Origin of the sequence: Pulveribacter suum, assembly GCF_003013695.1 — a bacterium.
GTDB lineage: Bacteria > Pseudomonadota > Gammaproteobacteria > Burkholderiales > Burkholderiaceae_C > Melaminivora > Melaminivora suum.
The window spans coordinates 191,996-211,287 of record NZ_CP027792.1 but is presented as its reverse complement, the minus strand read 5'-3'; the positions used below and the strand labels follow the sequence as shown (position 1 = coordinate 211,287).

Below are 19,292 nucleotides of genomic sequence, written 5' to 3'. Positions count from 1 at the left end.
GCCCTGCCAGTGCTCAGGACGCCTGCAGGGCCGCCGCGCCCACCTGCAGCACCGAAGCGTCGGTATGCACCAGCGACAGCGGGTGGCGCTGGCCGGCCAGGTAGTCCTCCAGCGTGCGCAGCACCAGCGGGCTGCGGTGGCGCTCCGAACAGGCGCGGATCTCGTCGGCCGTCATCCACACCGTGCGCACGATGCCCTCGTCCAGCGCGCGCCAGGCGTGGTGCGTGCCCAGGCGGCCGGCGAAGGCAAAGCGCATGTAGGTCACGTCGTCGCCGGTGCGGGTTTTGATGAAGCGGTTCAGGTACACGCCGACCAGCGCCTCGGGCACGAAGTCGTGGGCGGTCTCTTCCAGCACCTCGCGCGCGCAGGCATCCTGGGGCGCTTCGCCCGGGTCCAGGTGGCCGGCAGGGTTGTTGAGCTTCAGGCCGTCCGTGGTGTTTTCCTCGACCAGCAAAAAGCGGCCGCCCCGCTCGATGACGGCGGCTACGGTGACGTTGGGTTTCCAGCGGTTGGGCATGATGGCGGCGATTATCGCCAGCCGGCGCGTCGGCTGCGCTGCATCAAGCCCGCGCGGGGCGCCCTGCGGATAATGCCGCTGCCATGCTGGAGCGCATCCGCCACCACCGACGCCTGGGCACCGTGGTGCTCATGCTGGTGGCGCTCGCCTGGCTGGCGGCGCTGCTGGCCGGCGCGCAGGTGCGCCAGGCGCTTGCTGCGTCGCATGCCGACGCGCTGTACGAGGTGTGCTCGGCCGCGCCGCAGGCCGCCTCTGGCGCACCCGGCAGCCACCACGCCGATCCGCAATGCCTGCTGTGCCTGGCCCTGGGCACGCCGCCGGCCCTGGCGCTGGCGGCCTTGCGCCCACCGGCGCCGCAGACCCGCCGGGTGCCTACCGGCCGCACGGCGACGGTGCCAGTCTGGCGCGCCCAGGCACCCCTGCCTGCGCGCGGGCCTCCACCGGCCTTCCACACCTGACCGGCACGGCCGCGCTGCCTGCCTTCATTTCTTGCCTGCGCCTCGCCCGGCCCGCGCCTGCGGCCCGGCGGTGCGGGCGTGGTTGCCCGTTTCCCTTTTCCTGCCATGACTGCACACCTGTTCCCCGCGCCTGCTTCGCACGGCGCTGCCGTGCCGACCCGCCCGGTCAGTACCCGTCTTCTCTATGCTCCCACCGCCTGCGCCGTGGCCTGCGCCCTGCTGGCGGCCGGCCACGCGCGGGCGGACGACGCCGGCGTGGCCGACGCCGCGCGCGCGCTGCGCCCCGTGGTCGTCACCGCCGTGCACGAGCATTCGCCCGCGCAGATCGTGGCCGACCCCAAGCAGCCGCGCCAGCCCATGCCGGCCAGCGACGCGGCCGATTACCTCAAGACCATCGCCGGCTTCAGCGCCATCCGCAGCGGCGGCTCCAACAGCGATCCGGTGCTGCGCGGCCAGTTCGGCTCGCGCTTGCCGCTGCTGACCGAGGGCGCGCAGCTGCTGGGCGCCTGCCCGGGGCGCATGGACTCACCCAGCTCCTACATCTCGCCCGAGACGTTCGACGCGCTGATCGTGACCAAGGGCCCGCAGACCGTGCTGTGGGGCCCGGGCGCGTCGGCCGGCGTGGTGCGCTTCGAGCGCGAGCGCCCCGACTTCACCGAGCCGGGCGTGCGCTTTGCCGCCAGCGCCCTGGCCGCCAGCGCCGGGCGCAACGACCAGACGGCCGACTTCACCGCCGGCAACGCGCAGGCCTACGTGCGCGCGACGGCCAATCGCTCGCACGGGCACGACTACCGCGACGGCGACGGCCGCCGCGTGCCCTCGGCCTGGGACAAATGGAACACCGACGTAGCCCTGGGCTGGACCCCGAGCGCCGACACCCTGCTGGAGCTGAGCGCCGGCGCCGGCGACGGCGAGGCGCGCTACGGCGGGCGCGGCATGGACGGCACGCAGTTCCGCCGCGACACCTGGGGCCTGCGCCTGGAGCAGCGCAACCTGGCGCCCTGGCTGTCCAGACTGGAGGCGCAGGTGCAGCGCAACCGGGCCGACCACGTCATGGACAACTTCTCGCTGCGCCGCTTCAGCCCCGGCGGCGGCATGTCCATGCCCATGGCCAGCAACGTGCTGCGCGAGACCACCAGCGCCCGCGTGGCCGCCACGCTGCAGTGGCAGCCCGACTGGCAGGTCACCCTGGGCCTGGACGCGCTGCACAGCCCGCATGCCCAGCGCAGCGGCACGCCCACCCGGCCCTACGGCGACCAGCCCTGGCGGCGCGATGCGCGCTTCGAAAACCTGGGCGTGTTCGCCGAAGGCACCTGGCAGGCGCGCCCGGACGCGCGCTGGGTCGGCGGCCTGCGCCTGGACCGCGCCCAGGCCTGGCGCTACCCCGCTCCCGAAAGTGGCATGGGGGGTGGCATGGGTGGCGGCATGGGCGGCGCCGCCACGTCCGCATCTGCCGATGACCACCGTCTGCACCGCGCCCTGCCCAGCGGCTTCGTGCGCTGGGAGCGTACGTTGGAGGCAGGCGCCTCGGTGCATGCCGGCCTGGGCCATGTGCAGCGCTTTCCCGACTACTGGGAGCTGATCTCCCCGGGCAACAGCGCCGCCGGCAGCGGCAACGCCTTTGCCACGCTGCGCCCGGAAAAGACCACGCAGCTGGACGTGGGCGCGCGCTGGCAGGACGCGCAGTGGCAGCTGTGGAGCTCGGCCTACGCCGGCGTGGTGCGCGACTACATCCTGTTCGACTACGCCGCCATGCGCTCGGCAGTGCGCAACATCGACGCGCGCGTGGCCGGCGTGGAGCTGGGGGCCAGCCGCCGCCTGGGGCCCCAGTGGACCGCGCAGGGCACGCTGGCCTACGCCTGGGGCCGCAACGCCAGCGACGGCCGCCCGCTGCCGCAGATGCCGCCGCTGGAGGCGCGCCTGGGCCTGGAGTGGGCCGATGGCGCCTGGAGCGCTGGCGGCCTGTGGCGCCTGGCGGCCGCGCAGCGGCGCATCGCCCCGGGCCAGGGCAACGTGGTCGGCCGCGACCTGGGCACGAGCGGCGGCTTCGGCGTGCTGTCACTGCACGCCGGCTGGCGCGCCACCGGCCAGCTGCAGCTGGCGGCCGGCGTGGACAACCTGCTGGACAAGGCTTACGCCGAGCACCTGAACCTGGCAGGCAACGCCGGCTTCGGCTACCCCGGCGGCGTGCGCCTGAACGAGCCCGGGCGCACCCTGTGGCTGCGCGCGGACGTGCGGTTCTAACCGCGTTGCTATGCCATCGATAGCTGGCTGCGCACGCCGGGCGGGCGTTTCAAGCATAAAACCCTTGAAATTCCTTACGCGGAAAGCGCAGGCAGCTACGAAGTCGATAGCAGGCGCGCCATGTACAGCGCCCCCGCCCCGTAGCTGCGCAAGTGCCGGCGCTGCGCTGCGCCCGGCAGGGGCTGGCCGGCGTAGCCCTGGCGCGCCCAAAAGCCCTGCGCGCCCTGCACGGCCACCAGCGCCGTGTGGCGCAGGCCCTCGGCGCGCGCCTGTGCGAGCAGGGACGCGAGCAGCGCGCCCGCCAGGCCCTGGCCGGCGTGGGCTGGCAGCACGGCCAGGTCGTGCAGGTACAGCGTGTCGGGCGCCTGCACGGCACGAAAGTCGCCGTGCAGCGGCGTGACGCAGCCCAGCCGCGAGCGGTAGGCCGCCCCATAGGCGGCGACCCGGCCGTCTGCCGCGCGCAGCACCAGCGAGCACTGCGCGGGGCTGGCCAGGCGCCGGGCATAGACCTGCGCGTCCTCGACGAAGGCTGCGCCGTAGCAGGCTGCCTGCACGGCCAGCAGGCCCGGCAGGTCGGCCTCGGCCAGCGGGCGTGGGCACGCGGCGGCGGCGCTCACCGCGGCGGCGTGTGCAGCGAAGGCTGCGGCAGGTAGTCGTCCAGCGACTGGCCGCGCTCGGCCAGCAGCGCCTGCAGGACGGGCGCCAGGCGCCCCAGGCTGTCCTGCACCGCCTCGCGCACCGTGTCCACCACCACCTGGGTGCTGCGCTCGATCTCGATGTTCAGCAGGTCGCCCGCGCGCAGCGCGCCGAACACCGTGGCGCGGCGCGTCTCGGGGATCAGCCAGACCTCGAACCAGCCCGCCTGCCGGTCCACCTCGGCCACCGTGAGGCTGGCGCCGTGCAGGGCGATGTAGCCCTTGGCGAAGATGTAGCGCCGGTGCGACTCGGGCACCGCCACGCGCCAGACCAGGTTGTTGTCGAACTCGCGCACGCTGGCCAGCTGCCCGGTGCAGTCGATGTGCCCGGACAGCGGGTGGCCGCCGATCTCCGCGCCGTCCCTGGCTGCGCGCTCCACGTTCACCGCGTCGCCCGCGCCGTAGCGGCCCAGCGTGGTCACGTTCAGGCTCTGCTGCATGACGTCAAAGCGCGCCTGCACGGGCGAGACGATCTCCGTGACCGTCAGGCACACGCCATCGACGGCCACGCTGGCGCCGATGGCCAGGCCCTCGCAGAAACCTGGGGGAAAGGCGATGGTGAAGGTGCGCAGGCCGGCGCGGTCTTCAATGGCGGCGAGGGTGGCGACGGCCTGGACAATGCCGGTGAACATGCGTGCGGGGCTTCCTGGAGATAGGAGGGGCGCGCCGCCTGGCGGGCGCGGCGAAGCGGGCAATTTTGCCAGCGCCAGCGCAGCGCCCGCCGCGGCGGGACAATCCATCGCCGCCGCCTTTCCTTGCCGGCGCGCCCGCTCCTGCCCATGACCGCATCCCGCTCCCCAACCCCTACGCCCCCTACGCCCGCTAAGCCCGCTAAGCCCGCCACGCCCGCCACGCCCGCGCAGGGCCCGGCCGCCGAGGCCGTGTCGCGCCTGCAGGTGGCGCCTGCCACTGCCCAGGGCCTGAACCCGGCGCAGCAGAAATTCAACCGTCTGCTGGCGCGCGTGCACCAGCTGGAGCAGCTGCTGCAGGCCCTGCAGCACAGCGCCGATGCGCTGCGCACCCCGCATCTGCAGCGCATGGACGCGCTGCAGCGGCGCGTGGCCCAGGCGCAGCGGGCGCTGGCGCATTGTCTGCATGAGCGCCTGCAGCAGGACGAAGAGCTGGCTGCGCCCCAGCAGCGCCTGATCCGCGAGCGGCTGCGCTGCCTGGTGCCGTCCGTGCCCGAGCCGCAGGACGAAGCCGAGCGCCAGGCCTGGCAGCTGCTGCAAAGCGCCTACCGGCCGCCGCCGGCTTCGCTGCAAGAGCGCCAGGCCGGCCTGCAGGCGCTGCTGGACCAGTTCGAGCAATGGACCGGCCAGCGGCCGCAGGTGCCCGGCCTGGACCGGATGGAGTCGCCTGAGCAGCTGCTCGAAGCCCTGCTGCGCCAGGAGCAAGAGCGCCGCCAGGCCACCGCCGAGCGCCGGGCCGAGCGGCGCGCCAAGCGCAAGCCCACGGCGCGCCAGCAGCAAGAGCACGCGCGCGCCCAGGACGCGAGCGGCGCCCTGCGCGCCATCTACCGCCAGCTGGCCAGTGCGCTGCACCCCGACCGCGAGCGCGACCCGATCGAGCGCGAGCGCAAGCAGGCGCTGATGAGCCAGGCCAACGCCGCCAACGAGCGCGGCGACCTGCTGGCGCTGCTGCGCTTGCAGCTGGCCGTGGAGCAGGTGGACGAGGGCTCCATCGCCCGCCTGGGCGAAGAGCGCCTGGCCTCGCTGTCGCTGCTGCTGCAGCGCCAGGTGGGCATGCTGGACAAGGAGCTGGCCGAAGTGCAGGCGCGCCTGTCGCACGAGCTGGGCGTGCCCGTGTCGGCCTGCGACCTGCAGCTGCTGCCCGACGACCTGAGCGAGCAGCAGCAGGCGCTGGAGCAGCGGGCGCAGTGCCTGGAGGACGACCTGCGGCGCGTGCGCGAGGGCGGGGACGGCGCGCTCAGGCGCTGGCTGCGCGAGCAGGCCCGGCTGGCCCAGGAGCACGCGCGTGCCGTGGGGCCGTCCGGCTGAGGCGGCGCCGGCCGTTTCATATCAGAAGTGGCTGTAACGCGCTATTGACAAGCGCGAGCAGCTATCAAATCAGGAGTCTTCGCTGGCCGCCGGCAGGCACAGCAGCAGCCGCGCGCCGCCCAGCGGCGAGGCCAGTACCTGCACGCTGCCGCCATAGGTCTCGGTCAGGGCGCGCACGATGTCCAGGCCCAGGCCGGAGCCGGGCCGCTCCTCGTCCAGGCGCGTGCCGCGCTCGAACATGCGCTCGCGCTCGGCCTGGGGGATGCCGGGGCCGTCGTCGTCCACGCTGACGCACACCTGCGCGCCCTGGCGCTGCACACCCACCACCACGCGCGAGCGCGCCCACTTGCCGGCGTTGTCCAGCAGGTTGCCCAGCAGCTCGTACAGATCCTGCACCTCGCCGCGGAAGGCGGCGCCCGCGGCGTCCGGGGCCAGGGCGAAGTCCACCCCGCGGGCTGCGTGCAGCCGCGCCATGGTGCGCAAGAGCGCCTGCACCGGCTCCAGCACCGGCGTGGCCAGGCCGGTGGCGCGCACGGCGGCGGCGGCGCGGGCGCGCGCCAGGTGCCAGTCCACCTGCCGGCGGGCGCTGGCGACCTGCTCGCGCACCAGGCGGGCCAGGGCGCTGTCGTCCTGCGCGGCGCTGTTGGCCAGCACCGACAGCGGCGTGTGCACCGCGTGCGCCAGGTTGCCGGCCTGGGTGCGGGCGCGCTGCACCATGTCGGCGTTTTCGGCCAGCACGTGGTTGAACTCGTCGACCAGTGGCGCCAGCTCCTGCGCAAACGGCCCCTGCAGCCGGTCCGCGCGGCCGCTGCGCACGTCCGCCAGGCGCTGGCGCAGCAGCGCCAGCGGGTGCAGCGCCAAGTGCAGCTGCAGCGCCACGGCCAGTGCCAGGCCCAGCGCCAGCATGGACAGCGCCGCCAGCAGCAGCCGCGTGAAGCGCTGCAGCGGCTCGGCCAGCAGGGCCTCGTCGCCGGCCACCACCAGGCGCAAGAGCGGCGCGTCCTCGTCGGGCAGCTGCAGCGTGCGGGCCACGGCCACCAGCGCCTGGCCCTGCGGGCCCGGCAGCTGCAGCACGCGGTAGCCGCGCGCCGGGTAGCCCGCCGGCACGCCGGGCAGCGCCAGCACCTGGTCCCACAGCGAGCGCGAGCGCGCCAGCGCCGGCTGCGGCGCGCTGCCCAGGCGGTCGATCTGCCAGTACAGCCCGGACAGGGGCTGCGCGAGCCGCCCGTCGGCCAGCGGGGCCACGCGCACGCTGCCGTCCCAGTCGATGTTGCCGCTGAGCGCATCCAGCTGCAGCACCAGCTGCTGGCGCAGCTGCTCGCGCACGTGGCTGCGAAACAGCGAATGCAGGCCCCAGCCGGCCAGCGCCACCGTCAGCAGCACCCAGGCCAGCGTGCCCGCCAGCAGGCGCAGGCGCAGCGAGCCGGTGGCCCTCATGCGCCGGTGCCTGCCGGCTCCGCCAGGCGGTAGCCCAGGCCGCGCACGGTCTCGATGCAGCCGGCCGGCAGCTTGCGCCGCAGCCGGGCGATGAAGACCTCGATGGTGTTGGAGTCGCGCTCGCTGCCGCCCGGGTACAGGTGCTCGGACAGCCCGGTGCGCGTCAGCACCTCGCCCTTGCGCTGCATGAGCTGGGCCAGCAGCATGAATTCGTGGCTGGTCAGCTGCAGCGGCTGGCCGTCCACCAGCGTCCGAGCCTGGCGCGTGTCCAGCCAGATGGGCCCGCACTGCCACTGCGCGCTGGCGTGGCTGCTGGCGCGGCGCAGCAGCGCGCGCAGGCGCGCCAGCAGTTCCTCCGTGTGAAAGGGCTTGGCCAGGTAGTCGTCGGCGCCGGCGTCGATGCCGGCCACCTTCTCTTGCCAGCTGCTGCGCGCCGTGAGGATCAGCACCGGCATGGCGCGCCCGGCGGCGCGCCAGCGGCGCAGCACCGACAGGCCGTCCAGCTGCGGCAGGCCCAGGTCCAGCACCACGGCGTCGAAGTCCTCCACCTCGCCCAGGAAGTGCGCCTGCAGGCCGTCGGCCGCCTCCTGCGCGACATGGCCGGCGGCCGTGACGGCCTGCACCAGCTGCGCGCGCAGCAGGGGTTCGTCTTCCACGATGAGGATGCGCATGGCGTTTTTTTTCTTCTTTCAGTGCTCCCGGCGCTGCACGGACAGGACGCGGCCGTCCACCGCGTCCACCTTCAGCTTGGCCATGCGCCCGTCGGGCTGCAGCAGGCGGATCTTGTAGAGGTAGCGGCCCTCGTCGCGCCCAAACTCGATCTTGAGCACCTGGCCCTGCTGCTCGCGCTCGACCTTGTCCAGCACGCTGCGCAGCGGCAGCACCTCCTGGCGCTCCAGCGCCCGCCGGGCGTGCTCGTGGTCGCCATCGCCGGCCAGGGCCGGCGCGGCGCCCGCCACGGCGCAGGCCAGCAGCAGGGCGGCGGGGCGGCGCAGCAAAGGAGCAAGGGGCGGGGGCATACCCTTGCGTTTGTACCGCCAGCGCGATGAATGCGCGATGAACACAGCCTTCAGCACAGGTTCAGCGGCGGCTTTCCATACTGGCTGCAGGCCGGGCCGCTGCTGCCAGGCATTGAATGTCAAAAGCGGCTCTGGCGCTTGTCCCTCCTGCGTCAGCAGCTATCGAAAGCATAGCTGCAGGCACGTGGTCCACCCATTGAGAAAGAAAGTCCCCCATGCGTGTCCGCGTCGCGCTGATCCTGTTCCTGTCCACCCTGGGCCTGGCCTGGCTGGCCGTCTGCGGGCCCGTCGGCCCGCTGGTGGACGCCAGCGGCGTGGCCGGCGGCGCCTGGCTGCTGCGCCAGCAGCTGCTGTACCTGAGCGGGCTGCTGGCCATCGGCCTGATGGCGCTGGCCCTGGTGCTGGCGCTGCGCCTGCCCTGGCTGGAGCGGCCCCTGGGCGGCATGGACCAGGTCTATCGCCTGCACAAGTGGGCCGGCGTGGGCGCCGCCCTGGCGGCGGTGGCGCACTGGGCCGCCAAGGAATCGTCCGGCTGGATGACCGTGCTGTGGAGCCGCGCCGGCAAGCCCGTGCGCGACGCCGTGCTGCCCTGGCTGACGGGCAGCCGCAGCCTGGCCAAGGACGTGGGCGAGTGGGCCTTCTACCTGCTGCTGGCCGCCATCGCGCTGACGTTGTTGACCCGCCTGCTCGCCTACCGGCCCTGGCGCGTGCTGCACCGGGCCATGCCGGTGCTGTTTCTGGCGCTGGCCTTTCACAGCCTGGCGCTCACGCCCCTGGCCTGGTGGGGCCAACCGGCCGGCCTGCTGATGGGCGCGCTGCTGGCGCTGGGCAGCAGCGCCGCGCTCTGGTCGCTGGCCGGCCGCGTCGGGCAGCGGCGCCGGCACGCCGCGCGCATCCACTCGCTGCAGGTGCTGGGCGAAGGGCCGGGCGCGCCGCTGGAGGTGGTCTGCGCCGTGGCGCCCTCGTGGCCGGGGCATCGCGCCGGGCAGTTCGCCTTCGTGCGCTTCGAGCGCAGCGAGGGCGCCCACCCCTTCACCATCGCCAGCGCCCCCGCCAGCCTGGGCCGCGATGCCCAGGGCGACGAACTGCTGCGCCTGGTCATCAAGCCCCTGGGCGACTACACGCGCACGCTGCGCGGCCGGCTGCGGGCCGGCCAGGCGCTGGACATCGAAGGCCCCTACGGCCAGTTCGACGGCCGGGGCGCCGCCGCGCGCCAGCAGGTCTGGGTGGCCGCCGGCGTCGGCATCACGCCCTTCCTGGCACTGCTGGAGGCGCGCCAGGGCGACGCTGCCCCCGCCGGCGCGCAGCCGGCGCAGCTGCACTACTGCACCCGCAACGCCACCGCCGACCCGCTGCTGGCGCGCCTGCAGGCGCTGTGCGCCCAGGCCCACCCGCCCGTGCGGCTGACCGTGCACGACGCCGCCCGGGGCCAGCGCCTCACCCCCGCCGCCCTGGCCGCCACACCGGGCGCGCTGGACCTGTGGTTCTGCGGCCCGCAAGGGCTGGGCGACGCACTGGCCGACCAGGCGCGGCGCGCCCCCTGGCGCCTGCACCGCGAATCTTTTGCCATGCGTTGAGGCGAGCGGCGAGGAGCCGGTCCGTACTCGTTCTCCCTGATGTGTCCCGCGGGCGACTGCACGCCGGCGCGGCCGGCCCAAGCATGGCGGCGACCCCCATCAACCCCAGGAGACAACCCCATGCCCCACGCCCAGGTCAATGGCCAGCGCCTGTACTACGAGGACACCGGCGGCGACGGCCCGGCCATCCTGTTCTCGCACGGCCTGCTGATGGACAGCAGCATGTTCGCGCCGCAGGTGCAGGCGCTGGCCAACCTGGGCTGGCGCTGCATCTCCTGGGACGAGCGCGCCCACGGCCAGACGGCCACGGGCGAATGCGCGCCGTTCAGCTACTACGACTCGGCCGATGACGCGGTGGCGCTGCTGGCCCAGCTGGGCGTGGCGCACGCGGTGCTGGCCGGCATGTCCCAGGGCGGCTACCTGTCGCTGCGCGCGGCGCTGCGCCACCCGCAGGTGGTGCGCGCGCTGGTGCTGATCGACACCCAGGCGATGACGGAGGAAGCGCACAAGATGGCCGGCCACCAGGGGGTGGTGCAGGAGTGGCTGCAGGGCGGTCTGTCCGACGAGCGCGCCGTGGGCATCGAGCACCTCATCCTGGGCGAGGGCTGGGAGGGCGCTGCCGCCTGGCGCGCCAAGTGGCAGCGCATGCAGCCGGGCGACCTGCTGGCGGCCTTCACCACCCTGGCCACGCGCGACGACATCAGCGCAGAGATCGCGCGCATCCACGCGCCGGCGCTGGTCATCCACGGCGACGCCGACCAGGCCATCGACATCGAGCGCGCTCGCAGCATGGCGGGCGCCCTGCCGCAGGCGCAGATGGTTGTCATCCCCGGCGCCGGCCACGCGCCCAACCTGACGCACCCGCAGCTGGTCAACCAGGTGCTGCTGGAGTTTCTGGGTCAGCTGCCGGCTTGAAGGGGAACCGCCGGCGCAGCGGGCGGCACCAGCGCCGTCACGGTCTGGCCGGGGGCCGGCGGGCCCGTGTGCGCCGGGTCGCCGGCGATGCGCAGCTGGCCCTTGTCGGTGAGCACGAACAGGGCCAGGGCGCGCCCGCCCCAGGCCTGCTGGAACTGCGCCCAGTCGTATTGGTCGCTCAGCGTGGTGGTCTTGAGCTTCCAGCCGGCGTCCAGCAGCTCCTGCAGGCGCGCGTGCGTCATGTCTTCGCCGAACAGGGCGGGGGCCATCAAAGGCTCGGCCAGGCGCTGGCGTTCGCTGCCTTCTTCGCGCGCCACGGTGCGCAGGGCCAGCACCCGGTCGCGGCCGAACTCGCGGCGAAAGTGCACGGCGGCCAGCGCGTTGCGCTCGTACTGGGTGGACAGGGCCAGCAGCCGGCCCAGGCCGGTGAGGTCCAGATGGTGGCTGGCGTGGCGCGAGGTCGGGTTGCCGAAGTAGGTGGGCAGGCCGGCCATGCGGGCGGCGCGGATGCCCGCCCAGTCGTCGTCGGCCACCAGCACCTGCACGCCCTGCCCGTGCAGCGCCTGCGCCAGGGCGCGCGCCACGGGGTCCGCGCCGAAGACCAGCACGCCGCGCGGGTCGGGCTCGCGCACGCCCAGCCAGCGCGCCAGCTGGCGGGCAGTGAGGCTTTGCACCACCACGGTGGCGATGATCAGCAGGAACACCAGCGGCACCAGGCGGTCGGCACCGTGGACGCCGCTGTCCTGCAGCTGCAGCGCAAACAGCGCCGAGATCGACGCCGCGACGATGCCGCGCGGCGAGATCCACGCGGCCAGCAGCCGCTCGCGCACGCTCAAGGGGCTGCCCAGCGTGGACAGCCACACCGACAGCGGCCGCACCACGAACTGCGCCGCCAGATAGACCAGCAGCCCGCCCAGCAGCATGCCCGGCGGCAGCGGCCAGGACAGGCGCGCCGCCAGGATCAGGAACAGCAGGGACACCAGCAGGATGGACAGGTTTTCCTTGAAGCGGGTGATGGGCTCGATGTGGATGCCGCGCAGGTTGCCTAAGGCGATGCCCATGGCCGTGACGGCCAGCAGGCCGGATTCGCGCGTGAGCGCGTTGCTGAGCGTGAAGGTGGCCAGCATCAGCGCCAGCGCCGCGTAGCCCTGCAGGTACTCGGGGATGAAATGCCGGCGCAGCGCCAGCGCCAGCAGCCAGGCCGCCAGCAGGCCGATCAGCGTGCCGCCGGCCAGCGTCAGCGCAAACACCCACAGCGGCTCGCCCGGAAACTGCTTGGCGGCGATGACCTCATAGACCAGCACCGCCAGCAGCGCGCCCAGCGGGTCGATGACGATGCCCTCCCAGCGCAGCAGGCTGGCCAAGCGGGCATTGGGCCGCACCACGCGCAGCATGGGGTTGACCACCGTCGGCCCCGTCACGCAGGTGATGGCACCAAACAGGAAGGACAGCGGCCAGGACAGCCCGGCCAGCCAGTGCGCCGCTGCCGCCAGGCCGACCAGCGCCACCAGCGCGCCGTAGGTGGACAGGCGGCGCACGGCGTGGCCGATGCCGTCGAGCTCGGCAAAGCGCAGGCCCAGGCTGCCCTCGAACAGGATCACGGCCACCGACAGCGACACGGCCGGGAACAACAGCTCGCCCAGCAGCGCGTCCGGGTCCACCAGACCGGTGAAGGGGCCCAGCAGCAGGCCCAGCAGCAGCAGCGGCAAGATGGCCGGCACACGCACGCGCCAGGCCAGCCACTGCGCCAAAAAGCCGATGGCCAGCAGCAGCGCCAGGGCCGGCGCCGGGTGGGACAACAGCGAGCTCAACCAGGGCATCGCGGCATTGTGCGGGCGGGCGGCGCGGCTGGCGCGTCGGCGGACGGCGCGACGTGGCTCGGGGGGTGCTGGCAGGCGCTCAGGCCGCGGCGGCCAGCCCCGCGTGGTGCCCGCGCGTGAAGGCTTCCTCGAACACCGAGTAGCCCGACCAGTCGGCGTGGGCCAGCAGCAGGCGCTGCGTGCCTGGCGGCGGCAAGACGGCGGTTCGCTCTCCATTTGATAGCTGCTGGCGCTTGAGGGACGGGCGCTGGAGCCCGATTTGGCTCAAAAATTGCTGCGTGCCCGGCACGGGCACCGACATGGCGTGGCCGTAGCGCGTGAGCTCCATGCGGGTGGCGCGCGCGGGCAGGTCGGGGTGGGCGCTGGCCAGCGACGAGAGGATGGGCGCGGCCCAGTGCGTCCACGGCGCGCGCGCCAATTGCGCACGCGCGCCGGGCACGTCGCCCAGCGCCTGGTAGTAGGTGAGCACCGTGGGGCTGGCCAGCAGCGCGCTGCCTGCCAGGCGCTGGTGGCCGGCGTCCACATAGCCCACGCCGCCGGGCACGGCGTCGCCGTAGAGCACGTTGTCCCAGGCCGGGGCGGCGCCGGGCACGTCCGTCAGGGGGCGGTCGATGTGGATGTTGGCCACCAGCCAGGGCGCCCACTGCAGGCGCTGCGCGGCCTGCGCCAGGAAGGCCGGCGCGCCCGCCTGCACCACGCGCGCGGCCATGAAGGCCGGCAGGGCGACGATGCAGCGCTCGGCCTGCCAGCGCTCGACGCGGCCGCTGGCCCAGTCCAGCGCATCCACCTCCACGCCGTGGCGCCCTTCGGCGATGCGCAGCACGCCGCGGCCGGTGAACAGCTGCCCGGCCGCGGCCAGCGGCTGCGCCAGCTGCTGCGTGAGCCAGCCGTTGCCCTCGGGCCAGGTGAGGATGCCGCCGTCGTCCGCTGCCTCGTCGCCCGGCGCGGCAAAGCCGTGCCGGCTGGCGAAGTAGTGGATGCCCGCCCAGGCCGAGACGCGCGCGCTGCCGGCGCCGTAGTCGTCGCGGCAGCAGTAGTCCAGGTACCAGCGCAGGTAGGCGTCATCCAGCCCCTCGCGCGCCAGCCATTCATCAAAAACCATAGCGTCCAGCGCTTGATGGACGGGCGCCAGGGGCTGTTTTGGATTCCAATTTTTGAAAGCCGGCATGGCAAACGGCGCGGCGCGCGACAGCTCGGCCACGCGCTGGCCAAAGCGCCGGTACTGCGCCAGCGTGGCAGGCGGCACGTCCGCCATGGGCAGCAGGCCTTCCTGCCAGTGGCCGTGCAGGAACAGGCGCTCCTGCGGGCTGTGCACCAGGTGGCGGCCGTCCTCGCCGCCGTAGCGCCAGCGGCCGGCGATGCGCTGGCGCAGGCCGAGTTCTTCCAGCAGGTCCTGCACTTCGGTGGCGGCCTCGCCCGGCACCGGCAGGTAGTGCGCGCCCAGGGGGCAGGCCAGGCCCTGCACGCGTCCGGCGCGGCTGTTGCCGCCAGCGGCATCCTCCAGCTCCAGCACCGCCACGTCCTGCACGCGGCCCAGGCGCAGCGCCCGTGCGGCGGCCAGGCCGGCCACGCCGGCGCCGGCCACCACCACCTGCGCGCGGCGCAGCACGTCAGGTTGCGCCGCGCCGCCCGCGCGCTCCAGGCGCTCGCGCAGTGCGTGGCCGCGCTCCATGTCGATGCCGGCAAAGGCGCCTGGGGGCAGGGCAGCGGGCGCCGGCGCGCAGCCGGGCAGGCCGGCGGCCGCCAGCACGCCGGCGCCGGCATGCGTCAGCCAGGCGCGCCGTGAGGTTTCTCCCATGCGGGCGATTGTCGGGGCGCTTCAGTCGGGCCAGCGCGCCATGATCTCCTGCATGGCGGGCAGCTCGCGGATGAAGGCGTCCACCATCACCGGATCGAAATGTCGCCCCGACTGCTCGCGCAGGTGGGCGGCGGCGGCCTCCACGCTCCAGGGCTCCTTGTAGGGCCGGCGGGTGGTCAGCGCGTCGAACACGTCGGCAATCGCCACGATGCGCCCCTCCGGCGCAATCGCCTCGCCCGCCAGGCCGTGGGGGTAGCCGCTGCCGTCCCATTTTTCGTGGTGCGTGAGGGCGATGGTGTGCGCCATGCGCAGCATGCCGCCAGCGTGCTCGCCGATGATCTCGGCGCCGAACTCGGGGTGGCGGCGCATCAGCGTCCACTCGACGGCGTCCAGCGGGCCGGGCTTGCGCAGCACGGCGTCGGGGATGCCGATCTTGCCCACGTCGTGCATGGGCGCGGCGTGCAGCAGGTCGTCGGCCCAGCTGCCTGCGTGGCCCAGCGCCAGGGCCAGGCGGTGCGCGAAGTGGCTCATGCGCACCACGTGCATGCCGGTCTCGTTGTCCTTGAACTCGGCCGCGCGCGCCAGGCGCTGCACCACGTGCAGCCGGGTGTCGCGCAGCTCCTGCAGGCGCACCAGCGACAGGTGGGTGCGCACGCGCGCGCGCACCACCGGGGCGCTGATGGGCTTGGCGATGTAGTCCACGCAGCCGGCCTCGAAGCCGCGGGTCTCGTCCTGCACGTCGGCCAGGGCGGTGACGAAGATGACGGGGATGGCCGCCGTCTCGGGCTGCGCGCGCAATTGCGCGCACACGGCATAGCCGTCCATGCCGGGCATCATCACGTCCAGCACGATCAGCTCGGGCTGCTGCTGGCGGGCAATGGCCAGGGCGCGCTCGCCGTCGGTGGCGAACAGCAGGCGGTAGTCGTCCTCCAGCACGTGGCGCAGCACGTGCAGGTTGGTGGGCTCGTCATCGACGAGCAGCAGGCGCGGGCGGTGGTCTTCGGCGGGGGTCATCGGGGTGGGCCTGTGGTCTTGTCAATAGCAGTCGGGCCAGACGCGTTCGCGCAGGGTGTCCAGGTGGGCGCGCGCCTGGTCGAAGTCAAAGCGCTCCAGCGCCTCGCGCAGCGCGCCCATCTGTGCGGCGCTCAGGTGCTGCTCCAGCACCGTGACCGGGCCGGCGGGCAGCTCGCCGCGCGCCAGCGCCGGGGCCAGGGCGTCGATGGCGCCGCGCACCTCGGCGCAGGCCTGGGCGTCCAGGCGGCCGGGGGGCAGCGGCGCGGGGGTGGGCGCGGCGTCGGGCGCGGCGGTGCAGGCCAGCGCGGCGCGCACGTCGGCCAGCGCGCCGTCCAGCGCATCGACCAGCGGGGCACAGGCGCTGGCCTCGGCCTCGGCGGCCAGCTCCAGTGCGGCGGCGCACTGCTGCACGGCCAGCAGCGCCAGGTTGGCCGCGGCGCCGCGCATCCGGTGGGCGCAGGCGGCCAGGGCGGCGGCATCGCCCGCCTGCACGGCGGCGCGCAGCGCGGCCAGCTGCGCCGGCGCGTCGTCCAGAAAGCGCTGCACGGCGGCGCGCAAAAAGCGCGCCTGCGTCCACAGGCGCACGCCCAGGTCCCAGTCGATGGCGGCGGGCGCCGGCGCGCCGGCGGCGGGGGGCTGCGCGCGCGCGGGCGTGGGAGCAAGCGGCGCCAGGCCCAGCACGCGGGCGATTTCGGCCATCAGGTGCGGCAGCTCCACGGGCTTGCCGGCAAAGCCGTCCATGCCGGCGGCGCGGGCGTTGCGCCGGTCCTGCTCGAGCACGCTGGCCGACAGGGCGACGATGGGGGTGGGGCGCAGGCCCTGGCTGCGCTCGCGCTCGCGCATGCGGCGCGTGGCCTCCATGCCGTCCATGTCGGGCATCTGCAAGTCCATCAGCACCACGTCGAAGCGCTCGCGTTCGAAATGCGCCAGCGCCTGGGCGCCGCCGCCCGCGCCCTGCACGCGGTGGCCGCCAGGCTCCAGCATCAGCGCCAGCAGTTCCAGGTTGACGGGCACGTCGTCCACGGCCAGCACGCGCAGCGGCGCCAGCGAGGGCAGCGCCTGCGGGGCGGCCGCACCTGCCGCCCCTTGCGGCGCGCTGGCCTGGCGCAGCGGCAGATGCACGCTGAAGGTGCTGCCCTGGCCCATGCGGCTGGCCACCTCGATGCGCCCGTGCATCAGCTCGGCGAGCTGGCGCGCGATGGTGGTGCCCAGGCCCGTGCCGCCGTAGCGGCGAGTGGTGGAGGCGTCGGCCTGCGAGAACGGCTCGAAGATGCGCGCCAAGCCTGCCGCGTCGATGCCGATGCCGGTGTCCTGCACGGACAGCGTGAGCGCTCCGCCCTCGCCCGCCACGCGCAGCCGCACGCCGCCCTCGTGCGTGAACTTGAGCGCGTTGCCCATCAGGTTGAGCACGATCTGCTGGATGCGGAAAGCGTCGCCGTGCCAGAACTCGGGCACATCGGGGCCGTAATCGAGCTCCAGCGCCAGACCCTTCCTGGCCGCGGTGATGCGCAGCGAGGCCAGCATCTGCTCGCACAGCTCGCGCAGGCTGAAAGGGGCGACCTCCAGCTCGACGGCGCCCTTTTCCAGCTTGGCCGTGTCCAGGATGTCGTTGAGCAGGCGCAGCATGGAGCGCGCGGAGTGCTGCACGATCCCCAGGTGGCGGCGCTGGCCGGCTTCCAGGGGCGAGTCCAGCAGCGCTTCGGTGAAGCCGATGATGGCGTTCATGGGCGTGCGGATCTCGTGGCTCATGTTGGCCAGGAAGGTGCTGCGCGCGGCCGCCGCGCCCTCGGCGCGCTCCTTGGCGGCGCGCAGGTCCTGCTCCATGGCGCGGCGCGCGGACAGGTCGGTGGCGAACTGCATGACCTTGGTGACCCGCCCTTCGGCGTCGAAGATCGGGTTGTAGGTAGCGTGCAGCCACAGGGCCCGCCCGCCCTTGGCCGTCGCCTGGAACTCGCCGCTGGCCACCTCGCCCTGCGCCAGCGAGCGCCAGAAGGCGTCGCAGCCGGGGCCTTCGCCGCCCGCCCGGGTGAACAGCAGCGCGTGCGGCTGGCCCAGCAGCTCGCCCAGCTCGTAGCCCACCAGGGCCAGATAGGGCGCGTTGGCGCCGACCAGCTGGCCGGCCAGGTCGAACTCGGCTGCCGGCTGCGAGCGGCCGATGGCGGTGACGATGCCGGCGAACTCGGCGTTGCGTGCCTTCGATTCGGTGATGTCCAGGATCACGCCGTCCAGAAAGCGCACCGTGCCCTCCTCGTCCGGCACGCCGCGCCCGTACTCGGCCACCCAGCGCGTGCCGCCGTCCTGCGTGGTGATGCGGTATTCGAGCTGGTAGGGCCGGCCGCCGGCCAGCGCCTGCTCCAGCTCGCCAGCGATGCGCTGGCCGTCCTGCGGGTGAATGAGCTGGCCGAAGTGCTTGCGCCCGTCCAGGAAGTCCTGCGCGCTCCAGCCGGTCAGGGCCTGCACGCCGTCGCTGATCAGCAGCATCGGCCAGTCGCCGCCATGGCGGCAGCGAAACGCCACGCCCGGCAGGTTGGCCATGAGCGAGCGCAGTTGCTCCTGGTCCCGTGCACGCTCGCGCTCCAGCGCCTTGTAGGCGCTCAGGTCGGTCAGAAAACCGACGAACAGCGTCTGGCCCTCTTGCTGCACGCGGCCCACGGCCAGGCGCATGGGCATCAAGGTGCCGTCCTTGCGCTGCGCCTCGATCTCGCGGCCGGTGCCGATGATGCGTTTGCGCCCGGTGGTCAGGTGCGCGTGCAGGTAGCCGTCGTGCGCGCTGCGGTGCGGCTCGGGCATGAGCATGTTGACGTTGCGCCCGATCACCTCGTCGGCGCGCCAGCCAAAGAGCCGCTCGGCCGCCAGGTTGAACGACTGCACGGTGCCGCGCCCGTCGATCATGACGATGCCGTCCACCGCCGTCTCCAGCACGGCGCGCTGGCGCGACTCGCTGGCCTGCGTCTGGCGCAGCATCTGGCGGTAGCGCAGGCTCACGTTGATGGCCAGGGCCAGCAGGAACAATGCCGTGGTGATCAGCACGATGGCCAGCGGCAGGGCGAAGTGCACCGGCCCGCTGGCCTGCGGCGTGCGCACGCTGCTCACCGGCTGCACGAAGCGGATCGCCGCCATGCCGGTGTAGTGCATGCCCGTGATCGCCAAACCCATGACGCTGCCGGCCAGCACGGTGGCCAGGGCGCGGCTCTTGAGCCAGCGCCCGCGCAGGCCGAAGCGCACCCACAGCGCCAGCACCGCCAGCAGCACCGCCACGGCGATCGAGACGGCAAAGCCCAGCGGGTCGTAGCGCAGGATGGGCGCGATGTCGGACGCCTGCATGCCCAGGTAGTGCATGGCGCCGATGCCCGCGCCCACCAGCACGCCGCTGCCCACCAGCGCGCGCAGGCGGATGTGCGGCTGGGCCAGCAGGCGCAGCGCTACCCAGGAGGCCAGCAGGCTGGGCAGGATGGACCAGGCCGTGGTCCAGGGGTTGAAGCGCCCCTGCGCGCACACGGCAAAGGCCAGCATGGCCACGAAATGCATGGCCCAGATGCCGGCGCCCAGCGCCAGCGTGCCCGAGGCCAGCGCCAGCTGGCGCATGCCGGCGCTGCCCGAGCGGCGCGCCAGCGCCGCCATGTGCAGCGCGACGATAGAGGCGCCGATGTCCAGCAGGATGGACAGCAGCACCAGCAGCGGGTCGTGCTGGCGCCACAGCAGCGGGTAGGGCTCCAGTCCACTGGCGAAAAACGAATCAAGCATGAAAATTCACCAATGCAGACCGGTATATCGGTTGCATTGTGAATCACCTGAAACAAA

Annotated in this window: 15 protein-coding genes; 5 read left to right on the top strand and 10 right to left on the bottom strand. The window is 73.6% G+C overall.

From position 1 onward, the window contains the following. Window positions 1-13 precede the first annotated feature (13 nt). Complete coding sequence (locus C7H73_RS00945) at window positions 14-517, bottom strand: NUDIX hydrolase (RefSeq protein WP_106844936.1); 504 nt, start codon at window positions 515-517, stop codon at window positions 14-16. 83 nt (window positions 518-600) lie between these two features. Here C7H73_RS00945 and C7H73_RS00940 point away from each other — a divergent pair, with 83 nt between their 5' ends. Beyond that, the gene (locus C7H73_RS00940) at window positions 601-975 is read left to right on the top strand and encodes a DUF2946 family protein (protein WP_106844935.1); all 375 of its coding nucleotides are present in this window, start codon (window positions 601-603) and stop codon (window positions 973-975) included. 105 nt (window positions 976-1,080) lie between these two features. Next, window positions 1,081-3,219: a TonB-dependent copper receptor gene (locus C7H73_RS00935; protein ID WP_106844934.1), complete on the top strand. Its 2,139-nt coding sequence runs from the start codon at window positions 1,081-1,083 to the stop codon at window positions 3,217-3,219. Window positions 3,220-3,314: 95 nt separating this feature from the next. On the opposite strand, the gene C7H73_RS00930 is transcribed toward C7H73_RS00935, so the two are convergent. After that, window positions 3,315-3,836 carry a GNAT family N-acetyltransferase gene (locus C7H73_RS00930; RefSeq protein ID WP_106844933.1) on the bottom strand — a complete coding sequence of 174 codons (522 nt, stop codon included), beginning with the start codon at window positions 3,834-3,836 and terminating at the stop codon, window positions 3,315-3,317. Further along, window positions 3,833-4,546, bottom strand: a complete 714-nt coding sequence (locus tag C7H73_RS00925) for a riboflavin synthase subunit alpha (protein ID WP_106844932.1) — start codon at window positions 4,544-4,546, stop codon at window positions 3,833-3,835. Before C7H73_RS00925 ends, C7H73_RS00930 begins: the two co-directional genes overlap by 4 nt. A 147-nt stretch (window positions 4,547-4,693) precedes the next feature. On the opposite strand from C7H73_RS00925, the gene C7H73_RS00920 reads away from it, so the two are divergent. Beyond that, window positions 4,694-5,911 carry a coiled-coil domain-containing protein gene (locus C7H73_RS00920; protein ID WP_157948301.1) on the top strand — a complete coding sequence of 406 codons (1,218 nt, stop codon included), beginning with the start codon at window positions 4,694-4,696 and terminating at the stop codon, window positions 5,909-5,911. Window positions 5,912-5,980: 69 nt separating this feature from the next. Here C7H73_RS00920 and C7H73_RS00915 read toward each other — a convergent pair whose 3' ends face one another. Genes C7H73_RS00915 through C7H73_RS00905 form a run of 3 tightly spaced genes read right to left on the bottom strand, consistent with a single transcriptional unit; the run spans window position 5,981 to window position 8,367 of the window. After that, the gene (locus C7H73_RS00915; RefSeq protein WP_106844930.1) at window positions 5,981-7,348 is read right to left on the bottom strand and encodes a sensor histidine kinase; all 1,368 of its coding nucleotides are present in this window, start codon (window positions 7,346-7,348) and stop codon (window positions 5,981-5,983) included. After that, window positions 7,345-8,019 carry a response regulator transcription factor gene (locus C7H73_RS00910; RefSeq protein ID WP_106844929.1) on the bottom strand — a complete coding sequence of 225 codons (675 nt, stop codon included), beginning with the start codon at window positions 8,017-8,019 and terminating at the stop codon, window positions 7,345-7,347. The genes C7H73_RS00915 and C7H73_RS00910 overlap by 4 nt, the downstream gene beginning before the upstream one ends. An 18-nt stretch (window positions 8,020-8,037) precedes the next feature. Next, complete coding sequence (locus C7H73_RS00905; RefSeq protein WP_106844928.1) at window positions 8,038-8,367, bottom strand: PepSY domain-containing protein; 330 nt, start codon at window positions 8,365-8,367, stop codon at window positions 8,038-8,040. 215 nt (window positions 8,368-8,582) lie between these two features. Here C7H73_RS00905 and C7H73_RS00900 point away from each other — a divergent pair, with 215 nt between their 5' ends. Together C7H73_RS00900 and C7H73_RS00895 are read left to right on the top strand one after the other, a co-directional pair. Then, window positions 8,583-9,944, top strand: coding sequence for a ferredoxin reductase family protein (locus tag C7H73_RS00900; protein ID WP_106844927.1), 1,362 nt, complete (start codon window positions 8,583-8,585; stop codon window positions 9,942-9,944). 120 nt (window positions 9,945-10,064) lie between these two features. After that, on the top strand, window positions 10,065-10,859 hold the full coding sequence (locus C7H73_RS00895; RefSeq protein WP_106844926.1) for an alpha/beta fold hydrolase: 795 nt from the start codon (window positions 10,065-10,067) through the stop codon (window positions 10,857-10,859). Here C7H73_RS00895 and C7H73_RS00890 read toward each other — a convergent pair. The 4 genes from C7H73_RS00890 to C7H73_RS00875 form a co-directional block, all read right to left on the bottom strand. Further along, complete coding sequence (locus C7H73_RS00890) at window positions 10,844-12,679, bottom strand: cation:proton antiporter (protein ID WP_106844925.1); 1,836 nt, start codon at window positions 12,677-12,679, stop codon at window positions 10,844-10,846. The two genes, C7H73_RS00895 and C7H73_RS00890, sit on opposite strands and share 16 nt — an antisense overlap. 79 nt (window positions 12,680-12,758) lie before the next feature. Continuing rightward, window positions 12,759-14,477: an FAD-dependent oxidoreductase gene (locus C7H73_RS00885; RefSeq protein WP_106844924.1), complete on the bottom strand. Its 1,719-nt coding sequence runs from the start codon at window positions 14,475-14,477 to the stop codon at window positions 12,759-12,761. Window positions 14,478-14,498: 21 nt separating this feature from the next. Further along, complete coding sequence (locus C7H73_RS00880) at window positions 14,499-15,491, bottom strand: response regulator (protein WP_106844923.1); 993 nt, start codon at window positions 15,489-15,491, stop codon at window positions 14,499-14,501. 21 nt (window positions 15,492-15,512) lie between these two features. Beyond that, window positions 15,513-19,235, bottom strand: coding sequence for a PAS domain S-box protein (locus tag C7H73_RS00875; RefSeq protein ID WP_106844922.1), 3,723 nt, complete (start codon window positions 19,233-19,235; stop codon window positions 15,513-15,515). Between the last annotated feature and the right edge of the window lie 57 nt (window positions 19,236-19,292).